The 16,848-nt window shown below is 39.3% G+C and carries 15 protein-coding genes and 1 tRNA gene; 8 read left to right on the top strand and 8 right to left on the bottom strand.

Features of this window, described 5'->3' with window-relative positions; translation table 11 throughout:
- Positions 1-53: 53 nt before the first annotated feature.
- Positions 54-1,037 carry an ABC transporter substrate-binding protein gene (locus tag BM308_RS05995; protein WP_031491257.1) on the bottom strand — a complete coding sequence of 328 codons (984 nt, stop codon included), beginning with the start codon at positions 1,035-1,037 and terminating at the stop codon, positions 54-56.
- Positions 1,038-1,398: 361 nt separating this feature from the next.
- The gene (locus tag BM308_RS05990; RefSeq protein WP_074943701.1) at positions 1,399-1,851 is read right to left on the bottom strand and encodes a DUF412 family protein; all 453 of its coding nucleotides are present in this window, start codon (positions 1,849-1,851) and stop codon (positions 1,399-1,401) included.
- 202 nt (positions 1,852-2,053) lie between these two features.
- On the opposite strand from BM308_RS05990, the gene pta reads away from it, so the two are divergent.
- From pta to BM308_RS05975, 3 genes are all read left to right on the top strand, one after another.
- Complete coding sequence (pta, locus tag BM308_RS05985; RefSeq protein WP_074943699.1) at positions 2,054-4,027, top strand: phosphate acetyltransferase; 1,974 nt, start codon at positions 2,054-2,056, stop codon at positions 4,025-4,027.
- 115 nt (positions 4,028-4,142) lie between these two features.
- The gene (locus tag BM308_RS05980) at positions 4,143-4,964 is read left to right on the top strand and encodes an NAD-dependent epimerase/dehydratase family protein (RefSeq protein WP_074943697.1); all 822 of its coding nucleotides are present in this window, start codon (positions 4,143-4,145) and stop codon (positions 4,962-4,964) included.
- A 205-nt stretch (positions 4,965-5,169) separates the two neighbouring features.
- Positions 5,170-5,877, top strand: a complete 708-nt coding sequence (locus tag BM308_RS05975; protein WP_074943695.1) for an L-ribulose-5-phosphate 4-epimerase — start codon at positions 5,170-5,172, stop codon at positions 5,875-5,877.
- Between the two features lie 386 nt (positions 5,878-6,263).
- Here BM308_RS05975 and BM308_RS05965 read toward each other — a convergent pair whose 3' ends face one another.
- Complete coding sequence (locus BM308_RS05965) at positions 6,264-7,292, bottom strand: LacI family DNA-binding transcriptional regulator (protein WP_074943691.1); 1,029 nt, start codon at positions 7,290-7,292, stop codon at positions 6,264-6,266.
- Positions 7,293-7,620: 328 nt separating this feature from the next.
- Between BM308_RS05965 and BM308_RS05960 the strand changes: the two genes are divergently transcribed.
- The 3 genes from BM308_RS05960 to BM308_RS13595 all read left to right on the top strand — a co-directional run bounded on the left by BM308_RS05960 (position 7,621) and on the right by BM308_RS13595 (position 10,216).
- Positions 7,621-8,325, top strand: coding sequence for a DNA alkylation repair protein (locus BM308_RS05960; RefSeq protein ID WP_074943689.1), 705 nt, complete (start codon positions 7,621-7,623; stop codon positions 8,323-8,325).
- A gap of 57 nt (positions 8,326-8,382) precedes the next feature.
- Positions 8,383-8,475, top strand: a tRNA-Ser gene (locus tag BM308_RS05955).
- Between the two features lie 223 nt (positions 8,476-8,698).
- Positions 8,699-10,216 (top strand): SEL1-like repeat protein, encoded by a 1,518-nt coding sequence (locus tag BM308_RS13595; protein ID WP_074943687.1) that lies wholly within the window; start codon positions 8,699-8,701, stop codon positions 10,214-10,216.
- Between the two features lie 55 nt (positions 10,217-10,271).
- Here the strand turns inward: BM308_RS13595 and BM308_RS05945 are convergent, their stop codons facing one another.
- Positions 10,272-11,258 carry a diaminopimelate dehydrogenase gene (locus BM308_RS05945; RefSeq protein ID WP_074943685.1) on the bottom strand — a complete coding sequence of 329 codons (987 nt, stop codon included), beginning with the start codon at positions 11,256-11,258 and terminating at the stop codon, positions 10,272-10,274.
- 357 nt (positions 11,259-11,615) lie between these two features.
- On the opposite strand from BM308_RS05945, the gene BM308_RS05940 reads away from it, so the two are divergent.
- Together BM308_RS05940 and traF are read left to right on the top strand one after the other, a co-directional pair.
- A complete protein-coding gene (locus tag BM308_RS05940; RefSeq protein ID WP_074943683.1) occupies positions 11,616-12,470 on the top strand; it encodes a MurR/RpiR family transcriptional regulator in 855 nt (284 codons plus the stop codon).
- Positions 12,471-12,572: 102 nt separating this feature from the next.
- The gene (gene traF, locus BM308_RS05935; RefSeq protein WP_074943681.1) at positions 12,573-13,079 is read left to right on the top strand and encodes a conjugative transfer signal peptidase TraF; all 507 of its coding nucleotides are present in this window, start codon (positions 12,573-12,575) and stop codon (positions 13,077-13,079) included.
- A 38-nt stretch (positions 13,080-13,117) separates the two neighbouring features.
- On the opposite strand, the gene fabF is transcribed toward traF, so the two are convergent.
- The 4 genes from fabF to fabD form a co-directional block, all read right to left on the bottom strand.
- Positions 13,118-14,365, bottom strand: coding sequence for a beta-ketoacyl-ACP synthase II (gene fabF / locus BM308_RS05930; protein WP_074943679.1), 1,248 nt, complete (start codon positions 14,363-14,365; stop codon positions 13,118-13,120).
- A 346-nt stretch (positions 14,366-14,711) separates the two neighbouring features.
- Entirely contained in the window at positions 14,712-14,945 is a 234-nt protein-coding gene (acpP, locus tag BM308_RS05925) for an acyl carrier protein (RefSeq protein WP_031491245.1), read from the bottom strand.
- A 183-nt stretch (positions 14,946-15,128) separates the two neighbouring features.
- The gene (gene fabG, locus BM308_RS05920) at positions 15,129-15,875 is read right to left on the bottom strand and encodes a 3-oxoacyl-[acyl-carrier-protein] reductase (protein WP_074943677.1); all 747 of its coding nucleotides are present in this window, start codon (positions 15,873-15,875) and stop codon (positions 15,129-15,131) included.
- A gap of 10 nt (positions 15,876-15,885) precedes the next feature.
- Positions 15,886-16,818 (bottom strand): ACP S-malonyltransferase, encoded by a 933-nt coding sequence (gene fabD, locus BM308_RS05915; RefSeq protein ID WP_074943675.1) that lies wholly within the window; start codon positions 16,816-16,818, stop codon positions 15,886-15,888.
- Positions 16,819-16,848 lie beyond the last annotated feature (30 nt).

Below are 16,848 nucleotides of genomic sequence, written 5' to 3'. Positions count from 1 at the left end.
AATTCAAATTAGGGTGCATCTCTGCACCCTATTTTTATGTGTTGTAAATATGATTAGTATTTACGTGAAGGGAATACTTCAGCAGCCTTGTCTGCAGTGTAAACGCCTTCCTCAACGAATACACTCTTAGGTACTGACTCACCCTTTAGAACTTTCTCAGCGGTCTGGAAGAATAACTCACCCTGTAGTGGGTTACACTCAACAGTTGCGTTAGTCTTGCCGTCGATCATAGCCTGGAAGATACCCTTTACACCGTCAACTGAAACGATGATGATATCCTTTGATGGCTTTAGACCAGCAGCTTCGATAGCCTGAACAGCACCTAATGCCATATCGTCGTTCATTGCGAACAGAATGTCGATGTCATTACGATTTGACTTTAAGAATGACTCCATAACTTCCTGACCCTTCTGACGGGTGAAGTCACCGGTCTGAGAAGCTAGGATGTTGAACTTCTTAGCGCCATCAGGATCAGCCTTCATAGCGTCGTTGAAGCCGTTGCCACGACCGGTGGTTGCTGATGCACCAACGGTACCTTCAAGAATAACGATATTTAACTTGTCACCGCCGTTACGTGGCTTAACATTGTTAGCCTTTACATAGTCGTCAATCCACTTGTAAACCTTCTGACCTTCTGCATATGAATCAGTACCGATCTTAGCAACATATAAAGATGGATCTGAAACGGTTAGGTCACGGTCAACAATTAGAACAGGAATCTTTGCTCTCTTTGCTTCACGTAGAATGTTGTCCCAACCGGTAGCTACGATAGGTACAAGACCGATTAAGTCAACCTTCTGAGCGATAAAGGTACGGATTGCCTTGATCTGGTTCTCCTGCTTCTGCTGAGCGTCTGAGAACTTCAGATTTACGTTGTGAGCTTTAGCTGCTTCCTTAACATCGTTGGTGTTTGCGGTACGCCACTCTGACTCAGCGCCAATCTGAGAGAAACCGATAGTTAACTGCTTAGCCTGAACAGCTGATGAAGCAATAATTGCACCGATTGATGCAGCTAGAACTGCTTTTACTAATTTCATAACAACTCCTGATTGAAATGTTTGTTTATGCAAAAAAAAAGAATAATTACGAAAAAATTTACTCTTTTCTGTTAAACGATTGTATGACAGAGCACAATCAAAACGAATTCAAGATTAAAGAAAACGTGACACACTTTTACATTTTTTGCGTTTTATTCAAAAAAAGTTTGAGTTACTTCAAAAATAATACGTAAACCTTTACGGAAACGTACCATTTTCTCATATTTAGTTCTATCTAAAATCTAATTCTTTGATTTATAGATATATTAGCATGTTTTATTAAATACAAAGAAGTCTTAGATGTGAATATTTTTACATATATGCAAACGATTACAGAGATAAATTTTCAGAAATTCGCAATTTACAGTTTTTTCAGTAAATCAACACCTAGAGTTTTAATACAGGCATTAATGGCCTTTTCCAGATCAAGCATGGTTGGATTTAAAGCAGGCTGTTTTTCGAGCTTTGTACAGACGAGAAGATAGAAATCCTTCTGACGATCGTTAAGTTTTGTTATGGCTCTTTTATAAAACCACAGATACCCCTGAAGAGGCATAAGCATCAGAAAAATAACACAGACTAGGGTTACAGGAAAGTTCGAGGATAAAGCAAACAGCATGGGGATCCCTTTAAAACCACCTCCCTGATATACAGCCCAGAAAAGAATAAAAACAATAAAAGGTGGTAATATTTTTCGTCCAGCAATAATCGCTCTTTTTACACGGCACTCAGGAAAAACAGGATTTAACAATGGCTCAAGAGGCCAGTCATTCATGTACTGAATTCCAACTTTGATTTTTTTAACAATATTCACCGGCTATCCTTAAAATAATTTTCTTTTTTAATAATTCTATAAATAGTTACCGTAAAAACGCAATCTACTATACAAAAAATCGATCTGATCGTTTTATAGCGAATCTGCATTTATGCCGTATGTTATAATCTTACGGTTAATATGCTTGGATCATATCCCTGTGTAAGAAATAATTTCAATTTTGGCAAGTATGGAGTCACAAGTGTCACGTAATGTTATGCTAGTGCCAGCAGGTAAGACTTCTGGTATTTTTACTGCATCTTTAGGTTTAGTAAAAGCTTTAAACGACAACGGCGTTAAGGCTGCTCTTTTCACCCCTTTCTACAGCTGCTGCAGAAAAGAGTGTTCAAACACCTCTTTAAACAAGTGCTGTGCAGCTAAGAAGCTTTCTGAGGGGAACAAGTCAGAGGTTATCGAGGCAATCGTTGCCAACTACAACGCTCTAAACGATGCAAACAAATATGATGTAATTGTTATTGAAGGTGTAACTGACGCTCCTTTCAACGTTAACGAGATTAACGCAGAAATCTGCCACGCTTTTGATGCAAATATTATTTCTGTAGTATCAGGCAAGTGCAAGTGCGCAAAGAGCGCAATTGATGCAACTCTTCTTTACTTCGGCAACGCAGGTAAGAATCAGCACTTAGGCACCATTCTTCTGAATGATAAAGCCCCAAGAGATGCAAAGGGCAACAAGAAGCTGGTTCTATCAGGCTGTGACAAGTGCGGTGCAGCATGTGCTGTTAAGAATGAAGATGAAGTTCTAACAGATTTTATCGCTAATGTTAACTTCGATGTAGCTTACTATGCTCCTAGAGCAAAGGACATTGCTCAGTTTATCGATGCCAAGATTGCTTCAGGTGACGAGAATGTCCGTTCATACAAGGTTGCTCTATCAAACGAGACCGCAAAAGAGAAAGCTGTACTTGTAACTGACACTGTACCAGTAAAGACCGATGCTAAGACCGTTATTCTGACCGACGGTGTTACCGGTTCAGTTGAAGGTGCAACTGTTATTACCACTGAGAAGCCTCTATGGTCAGTTGCTCAGGCTTTAGCTGAGTTCCCAGCTCAGTTAAGAGACGACGAAGAGCAGAAGAAGCTGATCGAAGAGAAGTCTTCAAAGGACTTTGATGCTAAGGCAATCGATTTAATCAAGAATCTTGAAGAGAAGACAACTCCTCTAATGAGCCCAGCAGCATTCCGCAGCAAGCTGACCGCTCTTGCAAGAGCAGCTCACAAGAAGATCGCTCTTCCAGAGGGTGATGAGCCACGTACCGTATGTGCAGCAGCTAAGGTTGCAGAGCAGAATATCGCAGTTCCTGTACTGTTCGGTAAGAAAGACAAAATCTTAGAGGTAGCAAAGGCTCAGGGCGTAACTCTAGGTGAAAACGTTGAGTTCGTTGATCCAGATGCAGTTCGTGAGAAGTATGTAGACAGACTGGTTGAGCTACGTAAGGCTAAGGGCGTAACCCCAGAGCAGGCTCTTGAAATGTTACAGGACAACGTATTCTTGGCAACCATGATGATCGACAGCAAGGAATTAGATGGACTTGTATCAGGTGCAGTTCACACCACAGCAAACACCATTCGTCCTGCTCTGCAGATTCTAAAGACAGCTCCTGGTGCAAAGCTTGTTTCAGCTATCTTCTTCATGCTGATGGATGAGCAGGTTTATGTATACGGTGACTGTGCTCTGAACATCAATCCAACCGCTGAAGAGATTTCTGAAATTGCTATCCAGTCTGCAGATACCGCTAAGGCATTCGGTATTGATCCAAGAGTTGCAATGATTACCTATTCAACCATCAACTCAGGTAAAGGCGCAGATGTTGACATGATGAAGGAAGCTACTGCTTTAGTTCGTTCAAAGCGTCCTGATATCGCAGTTGACGGTCCTCTACAGTACGACGCTGCTGTAATGCCAGACGTTGCTGCTCAGAAGGCTCCTGGTTCACCAGTTGCTGGTAAGGCTACCGTATTCATCTTCCCTAACCTGTCAACCGGTAACACTGTTTACAAGGCAGTTCAGCGTTCAGCTAAACTTGTTTCTATCGGCCCTATGTTACAGGGTATGAAGAGACCTGTTAACGATCTGTCTCGTGGTGCTTTAGTTGATGACATCATCTACACTGTTGCAGTTACCGCAATTCAGGCTACTCAGGTTAAGGACTAATTCAGTATCCTGAATTACCTATATTATGTTATAAGTAAAAGCAGCTTAGGCTGCTTTTATTTTGGATATATGGCTGACTATAATTTAAAAAGGTTATATATAAGGAGATAAAATCATGCGGGTTCTGGTTACAGGAGGTTCTGGCTTTGTAGGACGAGAGCTGATTACCCTTTTAAAAAAACAGAACAATACCCTCTTCGTATATTCCCATCAAAACCAGATAAAGAATAATCTTGGATTTACCCCAGACGTTAAAGTCTTAACAGCACGGGATGATTTCCCTGAGGTTGACGTAATAGTTAATCTTGCAGGAGAATCAATCGCAAAGAATAGATTAACCAGCAATAGACTTTCCCAAATCCTAAACTCAAGACTTGAGACGATTGAGCTTCTTGCAAAGAAATATGCGGATAAATTTCCCTCCCACTTCATTCAGGCCAGCGCCACAGGTATCTATAAAGACAACAGTGAACAGGATGAAAAAGGAGAACTAGCTGACTCCGTATATGCAGATATCTGCAAGGCTATAGAAAGAAAAGCCAATGATCTTAAAGATACGTTTAAAACCACAGTAAGTATCCTCAGAATCGGAGTAGTAGTCGGTGCAGGTGGAGGGCTTGTTGAGAATATTAAGTATCTTCCAACATTACATATAATAGGTGGCAGCAACTATATTCCCTATCTCTCAGTTGAAGACTGTTCCAGAGCAATCGGACTTATCATCAAAAATAAAATCCCAGGAATAATTAATCTCTGTTCAGACCATTTTCTCACAGCAAATGAGCTCTTAAAGCTTTCCTCATCTGCAAAATATCTAACCATTCCCCTTCCAAAATTCGCTTTAAAATTCGATAAAAGAGGAGAGCTTCTTTTGACAAATCAGAGAATTATTCCGGGAACGTTAAAAGTAAACGGTTTTATTTTTGACCATTTTTAGAATAAATTGCAATCGTTTGCGAATAAAATTAACTTATTGTTTTATAAGTGTTTAAATATTTATATCTAAAATATTTTGCATAGATCATACTTTTACCACTTTTCTTAAAGAAAAATTAGCGTACAATACCCTTATACAAAAAAGCGAAGATAATAATTCATCACAAAATCACAACATCAATACATAATAAAACTCGGAGTAAAAAATGTTAGAAGATTTAAAAAAGGCCGTATTTGACGCCAACTTAGATTTACCTAAGCATGGCTTAGTAACCTTCACCTGGGGTAACGTTTCAGGAATCGACAGAAAGTCTGGTCTGGTTGTAATTAAACCATCAGGAGTTGATTATGAAACCATGAAGGTTGAGGATATGGTTGTAGTTGATCTTAAAACTGGTGAAACAGTTGAAGGTGACTTAAATCCATCTACAGATACTCCAACTCACTTAGAATTATATCGTGCCTGCCCAGATATCCAGGGTGTTGTTCACACTCATTCACGCAATGCAACATCATTTGCACAGGCTGGAATGGATATTCCTGCATTAGGCACTACCGGAGCTGACTACTATTACGGTGCAATTCCATGTACCAGAAAAATGACAAAGCAGGAAATCGAGAGCGAATATGAACTTGAGACCGGTAAAGTAATCGTCGAAACCTTTAAGAATCGCAACATCAACATGAAGGATGTCCCTGCCTGTGTAGTTTACTCACATGGACCATTCGTTTGGGGAAAATCACCTGCTAATGCCGTTTACAATGCTGTTGTTCTAGAAGAAGTTGCATTTATGGCATATCACTCATTAACTCTAAGACCAGATCTGCAACCAATGCAGCAGGATCTGCTCGATAAGCACTACCTACGTAAGCACGGTGCCAACGCTTACTACGGACAGATTAAAAAGAATTAGCATTAAATAAAAGTAAACTCTCAAAATACGTAGTTCTTTAATTTGTGGCCTAAGCATATGATGTTTAGGTCCTTTTTCTTTTTAGCTGTCTTCTGCCCAACTACAGGTAGCAAAGAGTTTATTGTAAAGCAACCTTCTCCGCTGTTCCTTCCAAAGCATCAAGTTTTTACAGCAGAATACCAAACTTATTCTTTTAAACAGCGACACAGCAAACAAAATGTATTGAATATATTGAGTTTGCAGGATAATACTAGTCAGCTCGACAGAATAGAGAAAAGCAAAACTCAAAATAAAAAAGATTACAAGCTTCGAATAGAACCAAGTCTACAGGGGAAAAAAATCCCACAGTGTTAATACTGTGGGACCTAAAACTAATACAATGATTGTTAATCGAAGTGACTCTTAACCTTTATAACTGTATCCACGATATAGTCTTCTGGAAGATTTCCTATCTTATTAAGGTAATCGTGAAGTTTCTTGATAACCTGATATCCCTGTACTACAGGAGACTGACAGATTACGAAATCAATAATATCGTTCTTCACCAGTTCCTTGGTAGTATAAATCTCGTCACAGGCAAGAATAAAACGTTTGTGCTCAGAATCTGCAATGATTGCTGCACCTAAACCAGAAACACCTGAACCTGTTGCCATATAAACGACATTAACCTCAGGATGCTTCATAAATGCCTTCATAGTAACCTGCTGGGTAATAATATCCTGATCATTACCCTCGATTACATCGACAATCTCATAATCCTGTCTTCTAGACTTAAGTTCTGAAATAAAACCGTCAAGTCTGGTCTTGTGGCCTAGGTGAGACTTGTAGCCTACAACCACAAGGATCTTTAGAGGAATGCCAGGATGACATTTATCAACCATAGCAGCGGCAACCTTGCCTGACTTCAGATAATCAGGACCAACAAAACATAATCTCTTGGTACCAGGAAGATCATTATTCAGAAGAACAACCGGATAGCCTTTATCAGACAATTCTGATATCTTATCTCTGATTTTTTCAGAATCCACAGAACACAAAACAAAAGCCTTACATCCAGAATTCTCCAGTTCATCTAATGCTCTGATCTGGGTGTCCACACTCCAGCCTTCCTGCTCTTTGATAATCACATCAATTCCAAGATCTTTGAACTCCTTTAAAGCCATCTCAATGCCTTTTTTGATATCATCAAAGAAAGGAGAGTTTATACTTGGAATTACGATACCAACATAGTTAATGCTTTTCTGAGAAGATAAAGCTCGACCTGCACGATTCGGAATATACCCCAATTCCTGAGCAAGCTGACGGATTCTTTCTGATGTTTTTGCGCTTACTTCATTCTTATCATTAAGTGCGCGTGAAACAGTACCAATTGAAACGCCAGATGCTTTTGCTAGGTCTTTTAAGGTGACGCTCATTTGTTTCCTCGTAAAAATTCGCAAACGGTTACAATATTATTATTTATTATCATATTATTTTACTAAAAATTGCATAACTTTGCCTTATATTTGCGTAGTAGATAGCAATTTTATTTATAAACGAAAATTATCGTGCATTACTTAATTTTGCATTCAGATATAACTATTTAATAAATAATGAGATTTTATTAAACAATTGATACTTATGAAAATACGAAACAATTTTTATAAGACGTTAATGTCAGAGAAGGTATATTGCTAATTTACAGACAGATAAGTTGTAAAAGGTTATATATTTCAAAATAAAATAGAGTAATTCGTAAATACTATGAAAAAGTTTGCATGGAAGGATCTGAGAGCAGATCTATTCAAAATAAAAGAAGACTCTTACAGAGAATTTTCTGAAAAACTAAGTCCTAATGTAAAAATGTTAGGAGTCAGAATTCCTCAGGTCAGAAAACTTGCCCTATCCTACCTAAAAGAATTTCCCCAGGAAGAACTATTACAATCTCCTCTGCCTAAGGAGCCTTACTTTGAGGAAAAACTCTGCAGAGCAATCTTTATTGCCAGAGCAAAAATTGATGAGAACCAGAGAATAACCTATGTTAACGAATTTCTTAATTACCTTGATGGCTGGGCTATCTGTGACGGCTTTTGTTCAGAACTAAAAAAAGCCAAAGAGCATCAAGAACAGTATTTCTCTTTTATAAGGAAATGTTTTAAGAATAAAAGCTCACCTTATACAGTTAGATATGCCTGTGTTATGGCTCTGATGTATTTCTGTTCACCACTGTACGAAGATGAGATCATTTCATATCTAGATCAGATAAATACTGAAGAATACTACGTCCATATGGGAGTAGCCTGGCTGATTGCAACTCTATATACTAAAAACGGGCCACATATTCTAGATAAGATTAAAGCCATTACTCTTGATAATTTAACCTATAACAAAGCTCTACAGAAGATTACCGAATCCAACTATATATGTAAGGAAAAGAAAGACGAGATCAGAAAATTAAAACGAAAATAAATCTCTTACCCTCTTACTATTTGATTTTGTTTGGTATTTGCATATAATTGTGCTTACGGAGAAATGGCAGAGCGGTTGAATGCATCGCACTCGAAATGCGACAATCGCCTTATCGGCGGTTCAGGGGTTCAAATCCCCTTTTCTCCGCCATTCTTAAGTTCTTATCTTTTGCTTTCCTCTTTCTTGTATCACAATAGTTATTTTCTGACTTTTAATTTTTCTTTTCGTCAAACATTCTTATACAGATATTTAAGGCGATACACATTTACGTTAGCTCGCACTTGCGATTCAAATTTACCTATTCGATACTTCTATTAAAAAGCTCGACAGCTTAAACTTCTAGTCTACTCTTCTCTGAGAACAGAGGTTATCTATGAAAAAAACTCTTATCGCTTCACTGCTTCTAGCCTGTACTTTTTCTGTATTTGCAGGTAATACGCCAAAACCTGTTGAGAGAAGTTCAGCGCATGATATAAGACACTTGTCATTAGAAAAGCTTAAAGCAATGTGCGCAGGAGACAACGGAGAGGCTTGCTGGCTAGCAGGAAAGAAATATGCAAACATACATTCCAAAACAACAGATCATTTCGAAGCACAGAGAATGTTCAAAAGAGGTTGTGAACTGAAACTGGCTTCAAGCTGTATTGATCTTGGAATTCTGTACGAGAGAGGATTTATAGAGGGAAAAACAAATAAGGATGCAATGGATAGCTACATAAAAGGCTGTGAAATACCTAACACCAGTGCCTGCTATGTAGTAGGAAAGGCTTATGAAGACGGTATTATCACAGATAAAGATGAAATCAAGGCAGAACAGTATTACAAAAAATCTTTTGAGATAGCCAACCAGAATTTAAATGGTGAAGATAAAGCAGAAGCTTTAACTATGCTTGGAGTTATTTATCTGTTTGCAATAGGAGAACCACAGGATTTTGAAAAGGCTGAAGAGTATTTCAAAAAGGCATGTGATCTTAACGACGCGGAAGGTTGCGCTAACCTTGGAGTGATGTACTATCAGGCTGAGGGTGAGTTTCAGGACTATGACAAAGCACGTGAATATACCGAAAAAGCCTGTTCCCTGAAATATGGCTATGGCTGCCGAAACTTGGGAATATACTATTTTAAAGGACAGGCTGTTACTCAAGATTACGATAAAGCCAAAACGTACTATGAAAAGGCCTGTGATCTAATGGAGGAAAGCGGCTGCGCTTATCTTGGCTTCATGTATGATAATGGAAAAGGTGTAGCTCAGGACTACGCAAAAGCCAGAGAGTATTACGAGATGGCCTGCAAATTAAATGATGGCTGGGCATGTAGAAATCTGGGACTTCTTTATGACAATGGACAAGGTGTGGATCAGGATTATCAGAAAACAAAAGAGCTCTATGAGAAAGCCTGCAACCTTAATGAAGCAACCGGATGTACCGGTCTTGGCTATATGTATGATGTGGGAGAAGGAGTTCAAATAGATTTCAATAAAGCCCTTTCCTATTACACCAAGGCCTGTGATTTAGATGAAGGCAGAGGTTGTAAGAGCCTGGGTTATCTCTATGAAAACGGAGATGGCGTTAAACAGGATTACTTAAAAGCAAAAGAGTACTATGAGAAATCCTGTGGACTTAACGATTCCCATGGCTGTGTAAATCTTGGAGCACTGTTCGCTTTAGGACAGGGAGTTGAGGTAGATTATAAAACCGCTAAAACCTTATATGAGAAAGGATGTGAGATGAACAACGCTACAGGTTGCTCGAATCTTGGTTCTTTATATGAACAGGGTCAGGGCGTTGAACAGGATTTTAAAGAAGCAAAAGATTATTTCAAGAAAAGCTGTGATTTAGGAGGAAAAATCGGCTGTGACGGTTTTGTAAGATTAAATGAAGCCGGTTACTAAAAATTGAGTCCCGCTAAAGCGGGACCCTGTACTAAAGACTACATTCTAACGACAACTAAAGCATAGTTGCTCTCAGCTGCTCACCTGACAGAGGTGACAGATATGCAGGAGCGATATCAAATACAGTCTTACAGCCGTTAACACCTTCCTTGTGAAGACGAGCTAGAGCTCTAGCGTAAGCAACAATAACACTGCCAGTGAACTCAGGGTTAGAATCAAGCTTTAAGCTGTACTCAATCACGTGATTGTTTTCAAGATTGAAGCCTGTCTTGCCTGATCTTAGAACAAAGCCGCCATGTGGCAGACCACGATGATTCTTGTCTAACTCTTCCTGAGAAATGAAGTTAACAGTAGTGTCGTAATCAGAGAAGTAGTTAGGCATGGTCTTAATCTCATTCTCAACCTTAGCTGCATCAGCACCTTCCTTTAATACAACATAGCATAGTCTGGTGTGTTTCTGACGGGTGGTTAATTCTGGATTTGAACCACTTCTTACAGCCTCAAGAGCAGATTCAATTGGGCAGGTATACTGTCTAGCATCTGCAACACCTTCAATGCGACGAATTGCATCTGAATGGCCCTGGCTTACGCCTCTACCCCAGAAGGTATAGTCTTTACCGTTAGGCAGAACAGCGTTTGCATATAAACGGTTTAAAGAGAACATACCAGGATCCCAGCCAGCTGAGATTAAAGCAATATGGCTACCTGATTTAGCTGCGCTGTCAACATTGGAAAAGTGCTCAGGGATCTTAGCATGAGTATCAAAACTGTCGATAACGTTGAAAAGCTTTGCTAATTTTGGAGTCTGTACAGGAAGGTCGGTAGCTGAACCACCGCAAAGAATCATAACGTCAATCTTATCTTTGTATGATTCAACGTCATTTACGCTTACTACAGGAACACCTGCTGTTGATAAAGTCAGAGATGATGGATCTCTTCTAGTGAACACTGCAACAAGTTCAAGATCATCAGCATACTTTAATGCACTTTCAATTCCACGACCTAGATTGCCGTATCCGTAAATTCCAACTTTTGTAGTCATTTTGACCTCTTAAAAATATTATACGTTTCTAAATTTGTTCTAAAATGTAGCAAATTGAGGACTATTAGTCTAGTTTTGATCAAATCTGCACCATTATACAACAGGAAGAGTTTAAATTATCTTATAAATGACTTTTTCATAAAAACAAAATAATTTTAATATGTAACAAAAAGTTACTTATTAAAGAAAGAGAAATTAAAGAATTCTTTTAAAAAACAAGCAATTTTAATGAAAATAAATATCTTTTTTCCAGTTTTGTATGTTCAGACACGAACATTTGAAAATAAAAAGCGTAAAATAATTTTCACACTATAAGAATAAATAATGAAAAATTAGAACAACATTAAAGGATATCCAATGAGCATTCTAAGACGACTAAGCAATCCACAGATCAAAGCGTCAAAATCAGACAATAAACTCATTCATTACTTTCTGGCTAATGGGTTAAAGGCATGTTCATCATCTATTTCAGAGATCTCTGCTGACTGTGATATTTCACATGCAACAGTAACCCGCTTTGCCAGAAAATTCGGATTTGAAACTCTTAAGGATTTTAAAATTGCCCTAGCCCAGGATCTTGGAGCTCAGGATAATGACAATCATGGAAAGAGAACAGCCATCAATCTTAAGGAGAGTTGCGAAACAACTGCTCAGAAACTGCTTCAGTTAAACCAGACTCTTTTATCTCAGACCGCTGTGGAAATCGGCTTTGAATCTGTTACCAAGCTTACCCGTGAGATTGTCGGAGCAAGACATGTATTTTTCTTTGGTATTGGAAGTTCAGGATATCTAGCCAGGGATGCTGCCAGAAAGATTGCCCGTATCGGTATCGATGCAAGATGTTATACCGATTCACACGAGATTATGACCCACTCAACAATGATCACCAATCAGGATGTAGCAATCTACATTTCTAACTCAGGTCAAACTCATGAGCTGGTAAAATCAGCAGCTTTATGTTCTAAGAAAGGAGCAATGATTTGTGCGATTACCGCAGAAACCACATCTCCTCTTTATTCATTCACTGATATTACAGTGCTTCACGCAGTACATGATTACGATCTGGCTCAAGGATATGCTGACTCCAGACTGTCCGTTTTCTTCATTATCGATCTTATTTATATTGAGCTGATTAAGCTTATCGGAGAGAAGGCAATCAAGCAGAAACAAGAGACTCAGGACGCAATTGATTCTTTATCAAATAATGATTAAAAATCAGATAGTAATACAGAGTTTTCACAAAAAATAGAGGCTTATTTTCCGCCTCTCTAAAAAGGCCGTTACAATACTAACGGCTTTTTTTATTGAGAAATTATGAAAATACTATTTTTGTCTGCTTTATTTTTAGGTACAGCACTCAGTATCTATGGCTTAGATATAAGAATCAATACCACACCTTCAATTCCTCTAGGAATATACAGATTATCAAGAGAGAATACAGATATAACTAAAGGTAATATCGTTCTTTTCTGTCTTAACCATAAGTACAAGAAAATCGCTAAAGCACGTAAGTACCTTTCAGCAGGGAAATGCAGTTATAGATTATCCCCTATCGGCAAACATGTTGTCGCCTCATATCCTGACAAAGTAAAGATCTCTTCTGATGGAATCCATGTAAATGGACATCTTATAAAGAGTACCAGACCATTAGCCCATGATAAGGATGGACGAAAGTTAATTCATGCAGAAATACATAAACAGCTTGAGCAGAATGAATTTATAGTTGCAAGCTCAAAGACTGATTCTTTTGACAGCAGATACTATGGGATAGTAAAAAGAAAGGATATTCAGGGAAAATTAAAAGAAGTCTTGATTATATAGAATTATCCCGCCTAGAGGCGGGATAATCACATGAAATCTTAGTTCATTCTCTTGAATAGAAGTGAACCGTTGGTACCGCCGAAGCCAAAGTTGTTTGACATAGCGTACTCAATATCATGTTTCTGAGCTGTACCAGGAACAAGATTAAAATCACCAACCTCATCTTCTGGGTTAACAAGATTGATTGTTGGAGGACAAATCTGATCCTTGATTGACATAACAGTAATAACTGCTTCGATAGCACCAGCTGCGCCTAGTAAGTGACCAGTCATAGACTTGGTTGAACTCATGCAGCAGTTCTTAGGAGCGTCACCGAACAGGCTCTTAGCAGCACGTAACTCTGATAGGTCACCAACAGAAGTTGAAGTACCGTGAGCATTGATGTAGTTAACCTGCTCAGGCTTAACACCAGCATCCTTTAATGCGCCCATCATTGATCTTGCAGCGCCTTCACCAGTAGAAGGTGTTGCAGTCATGTGGTAAGCGTCACCTGACATACCGAAGCCAACAAGCTCAGCATAAATCTTAGCACCACGAGCCTTAGCGTGCTCGTACTCTTCAAGAATCAGCACACCAGCACCGTCACCTAGAACGAAGCCATCACGATCCTTATCCCAAGGACGAGATGCATGCTCAGGATCATCATTGCGGTGAGATAGAGCCTTCATTGAAGCGAAACCGCCGATACCCATTGGGGTAGAAGCTTTTTCTGCACCACCACAAACCATAACATCAGCATCACCGAAAGCAATCAGTCTTGCTGATAAACCGATAGCGTGAGTACCGGTAGCACATGCGGTAACAGTCGACAGGTTAGGACCACGAAGACCTTTCAGGATAGAAAGCTGGCCTGAAACCATATTGATAATTGTTGATGGAACGAAGAATGGGCTGATTCCACGAGGGCCTTTGGCAACTAAACCAGTAATGTTCTTCTCGATTAGAGTAAGACCACCAATACCAGAACCGATCATTGTACCGATTCTATCAGCATTTTCTGGAGTAATCTCTAAACCAGAATCATTCAATGCCATAATACCTGCAGCGATACCATACTGAATGAACTCATCCATCTTACGAGCATCCTTGCTTGAGATGCCCCACTGCTCAGCATTAAAGTTCTTTACTAGACCGGCAATCTTTACAGAGAAATCAGTAGTATCAAAATGATCAATAGTAGTGATACCGCTCTTACCAGCTAATAAATTTTTCCATGATTCTTCTAAATTACCGCCAACTGGGCTTAACATACCCATTCCGGTAACTACAACCCTACGTAATTGCACCGTTGGATCTCCGTTATTGATTTGTGGACTAAATCGGTAATAACTTACCGAATACAAGCATAAAAAGCCTGATAATTGACTCAACGCAGGATGTAGATCCTACGTTTTAGACGGGATTATTTCCGTCTTGAATTCTTTTGGCTATGCACAGATCAAAAAAATCTCATTGCATAACTTATATCAACATTCAAAGAACTGGGATGACCAGATGAATACTTTGTAAGCTTAAAAAGGTGATACAAAATCTTCTAAAAAGAATGGAGATGTTTAGCATCTCCAGTCAACTTTAAATGTTTAAATATTGGATGAATAGAATTCATCCTTATAATTCAACACCGACCAGCTATTACTGATTGTTGTTGATGTAATCGATTGCGGCCTGAACGGTAGTGATCTTCTCAGCTTCCTCATCAGGGATTTCGGTACCGAACTCTTCCTCTAAAGCCATTACTAGCTCTACGGTATCTAGTGAGTCAGCGCCAAGATCATCAACGAATGATGCCTCTGGTACAACATCCTCAGGCTTAACGCCTAATGTGTCAACGATAACTTTATTTACGCGCTCTTCAATATTGCTCATTTTTTTCCTTGACCAGGCTGCGAAGGCAGCGCTGTCCCTTTGCTAAAAAAAACGCCCCAGCCCAATGCTAGGACCCAAACAAAACTATATGCAATTATATATGTTTTAAACGACTTTTGGTAGTAAAAAAAAGAATAAAATATACAAAAAGTAATTTAATTCACAAATATGCATAAGGATCAATTAGTTGCAGTGCAGACCACCATTTACATCAATGGTAGAACCTGTTATATATGCAGCTAAATCTGATGCTAAAAATACTGCAGCACCTGCAATATCATCAACAGTTGCAGCTCTCTTTAAAGGAATTGAATTAGTCCAAGCCTTTAACTGCTCCTCATTTAATGCTGCAGTCATATCTGTAGCAACAAAACCTGGAGCGATACAGTTAACAGTAATACCTCTTGAACCAACTTCCTTTGCTAGTGACTTGCTGAAGCCAATTAAACCAGCTTTAGCGGCAGCGTAGTTACACTGACCTGCGTTACCATCCTGGCCAACGATTGAAGAGATATTGATGATTCTACCAGCTCTCTTCTTCATCATAGGGCCAATAGCCAGCTTACACATCTGAACACATGCAAACAGATTGCACTGCAGAACATCTTCCCAATCCTGCTCCTTCATTCTCATAAACAGAGTATCACGTGTGATACCAGCATTGTTTACAATGATATCAGGACAGGTACCAGCATCAGCTACAACAGCATTAAAACAGTCTTCAACGGTCTGCTTGTCAAGAGAATTCATAACAAGTCCCTTGCCATGACCATTTAAGTATTCAGTAATACCGGCTGCACCTTTCTCTGAAGTTGCAGTACCGTATACCTTAGCACCAAGCTGCTCAAAAGCCTGTGCAATTCCCTTACCGATACCACGTGATGCACCGGTAACTAAAACAATCTTTCCTGAAAAGTCTAAATTAAACATAATCTGATTCCTATGCTAATTCTTCTAAAGCTTTCTCTAAGGTCTGCTCATTGCAGATGTTTGCACTTCCAAGTGTCTTGTCAATACGACGGTTCAGACCACAAAGAACCTTGTTAGGACCACACTCAACAAGAGCTTCAACACCGTCAGCCTTTAAAGCCTGAACAGTCTCAACCCAGCGAACTGGCATGGTTAACTGCTTAACAAGAGCGTCAACTAAATCAGAACCCTTGGTTAAAGGCTTAGCTAATGCGTTAACATATACAGGGATAGAAGCATCGTTAATCTTAATTGACTTTAAAGCCTCAGCTAGTCTGTCTGCAGCAGGCTGCATCAGTGGGCAGTGTGATGGAGCAGAAACAGCCAGGGGAACTACTCTCTTAGCACCCATAGCGGTAAACTCAGCACAAGCCTTATCAACAGCAGCCTTGTTACCAGAAATTACAACCTGACCTGGGGTATTGAAGTTAGCTGCCCAAACTTTTTCTGAATCGGTTGATACCTTTGCACAGGTCTCAATAATTGCATTGTCATCAATACCAAGAATAGCTGCCATTGCACCAACGCCTGCTGGAACAGCTTCCTGCATTGCCTGACCGCGAAGTCTTACTAATCTTACAGCATCCTTGAAGTCGATAACGCCAGCTGCAACCAGTGCGCTGTACTCGCCTAAAGAATGACCTGCAAGAGCAACAGGTTTTTCAGACTTTGACATTAAAACTCTAAATGCAGCTACGGAAGCAGTCAGGATAGCAGGCTGAGTAACTTCAGTCTTGTTAAGCTCAGTATCAGGACCATTTAAGGTTACAGCCTGAAGATCATAGCCTAAAGCTTCATTAGCCTCAGCATATGTTGCCTTAACAATTTCGTTATCCATAAAATCCGCAAACATTCCAACGCTCTGAGAGCCCTGTCCTGGAAAAACTGCTGCAAATTTTTTCATAAAGAATCTCCTGAATTTAAGAAAAACTTC

This window comes from Succinivibrio dextrinosolvens, assembly GCF_900116345.1.
Classification (GTDB): Bacteria; Pseudomonadota; Gammaproteobacteria; order Enterobacterales; family Succinivibrionaceae; genus Succinivibrio; species Succinivibrio dextrinosolvens_B.
This window is presented reverse-complemented; position numbering and strand designations above follow the sequence as displayed.

Excerpts from the sequence above, each read along its gene's own strand:
- BM308_RS05995 (WP_031491257.1), bottom strand. The coding sequence starts at position 1,037 with ATGAAATTAGTAAAAGCAGTTCTAGCTGCATCAATCGGTGCAATTATT.
- BM308_RS05980 (WP_074943697.1), top strand. The coding sequence starts at position 4,143 with ATGCGGGTTCTGGTTACAGGAGGTTCTGGCTTTGTAGGACGAGAGCTG.
- BM308_RS05975 (WP_074943695.1), top strand. The coding sequence starts at position 5,170 with ATGTTAGAAGATTTAAAAAAGGCCGTATTTGACGCCAACTTAGATTTA.
- BM308_RS05965 (WP_074943691.1), bottom strand. The coding sequence starts at position 7,292 with ATGAGCGTCACCTTAAAAGACCTAGCAAAAGCATCTGGCGTTTCAATT.
- BM308_RS05960 (WP_074943689.1), top strand. The coding sequence starts at position 7,621 with ATGAAAAAGTTTGCATGGAAGGATCTGAGAGCAGATCTATTCAAAATA.
- BM308_RS13595 (WP_074943687.1), top strand. The coding sequence starts at position 8,699 with ATGAAAAAAACTCTTATCGCTTCACTGCTTCTAGCCTGTACTTTTTCT.
- BM308_RS05945 (WP_074943685.1), bottom strand. The coding sequence starts at position 11,258 with ATGACTACAAAAGTTGGAATTTACGGATACGGCAATCTAGGTCGTGGA.
- BM308_RS05940 (WP_074943683.1), top strand. The coding sequence starts at position 11,616 with ATGAGCATTCTAAGACGACTAAGCAATCCACAGATCAAAGCGTCAAAA.
- traF (WP_074943681.1), top strand. The coding sequence starts at position 12,573 with ATGAAAATACTATTTTTGTCTGCTTTATTTTTAGGTACAGCACTCAGT.
- acpP (WP_031491245.1), bottom strand. The coding sequence starts at position 14,945 with ATGAGCAATATTGAAGAGCGCGTAAATAAAGTTATCGTTGACACATTA.
- fabG (WP_074943677.1), bottom strand. The coding sequence starts at position 15,875 with ATGTTTAATTTAGACTTTTCAGGAAAGATTGTTTTAGTTACCGGTGCA.
- fabD (WP_074943675.1), bottom strand. The coding sequence starts at position 16,818 with ATGAAAAAATTTGCAGCAGTTTTTCCAGGACAGGGCTCTCAGAGCGTT.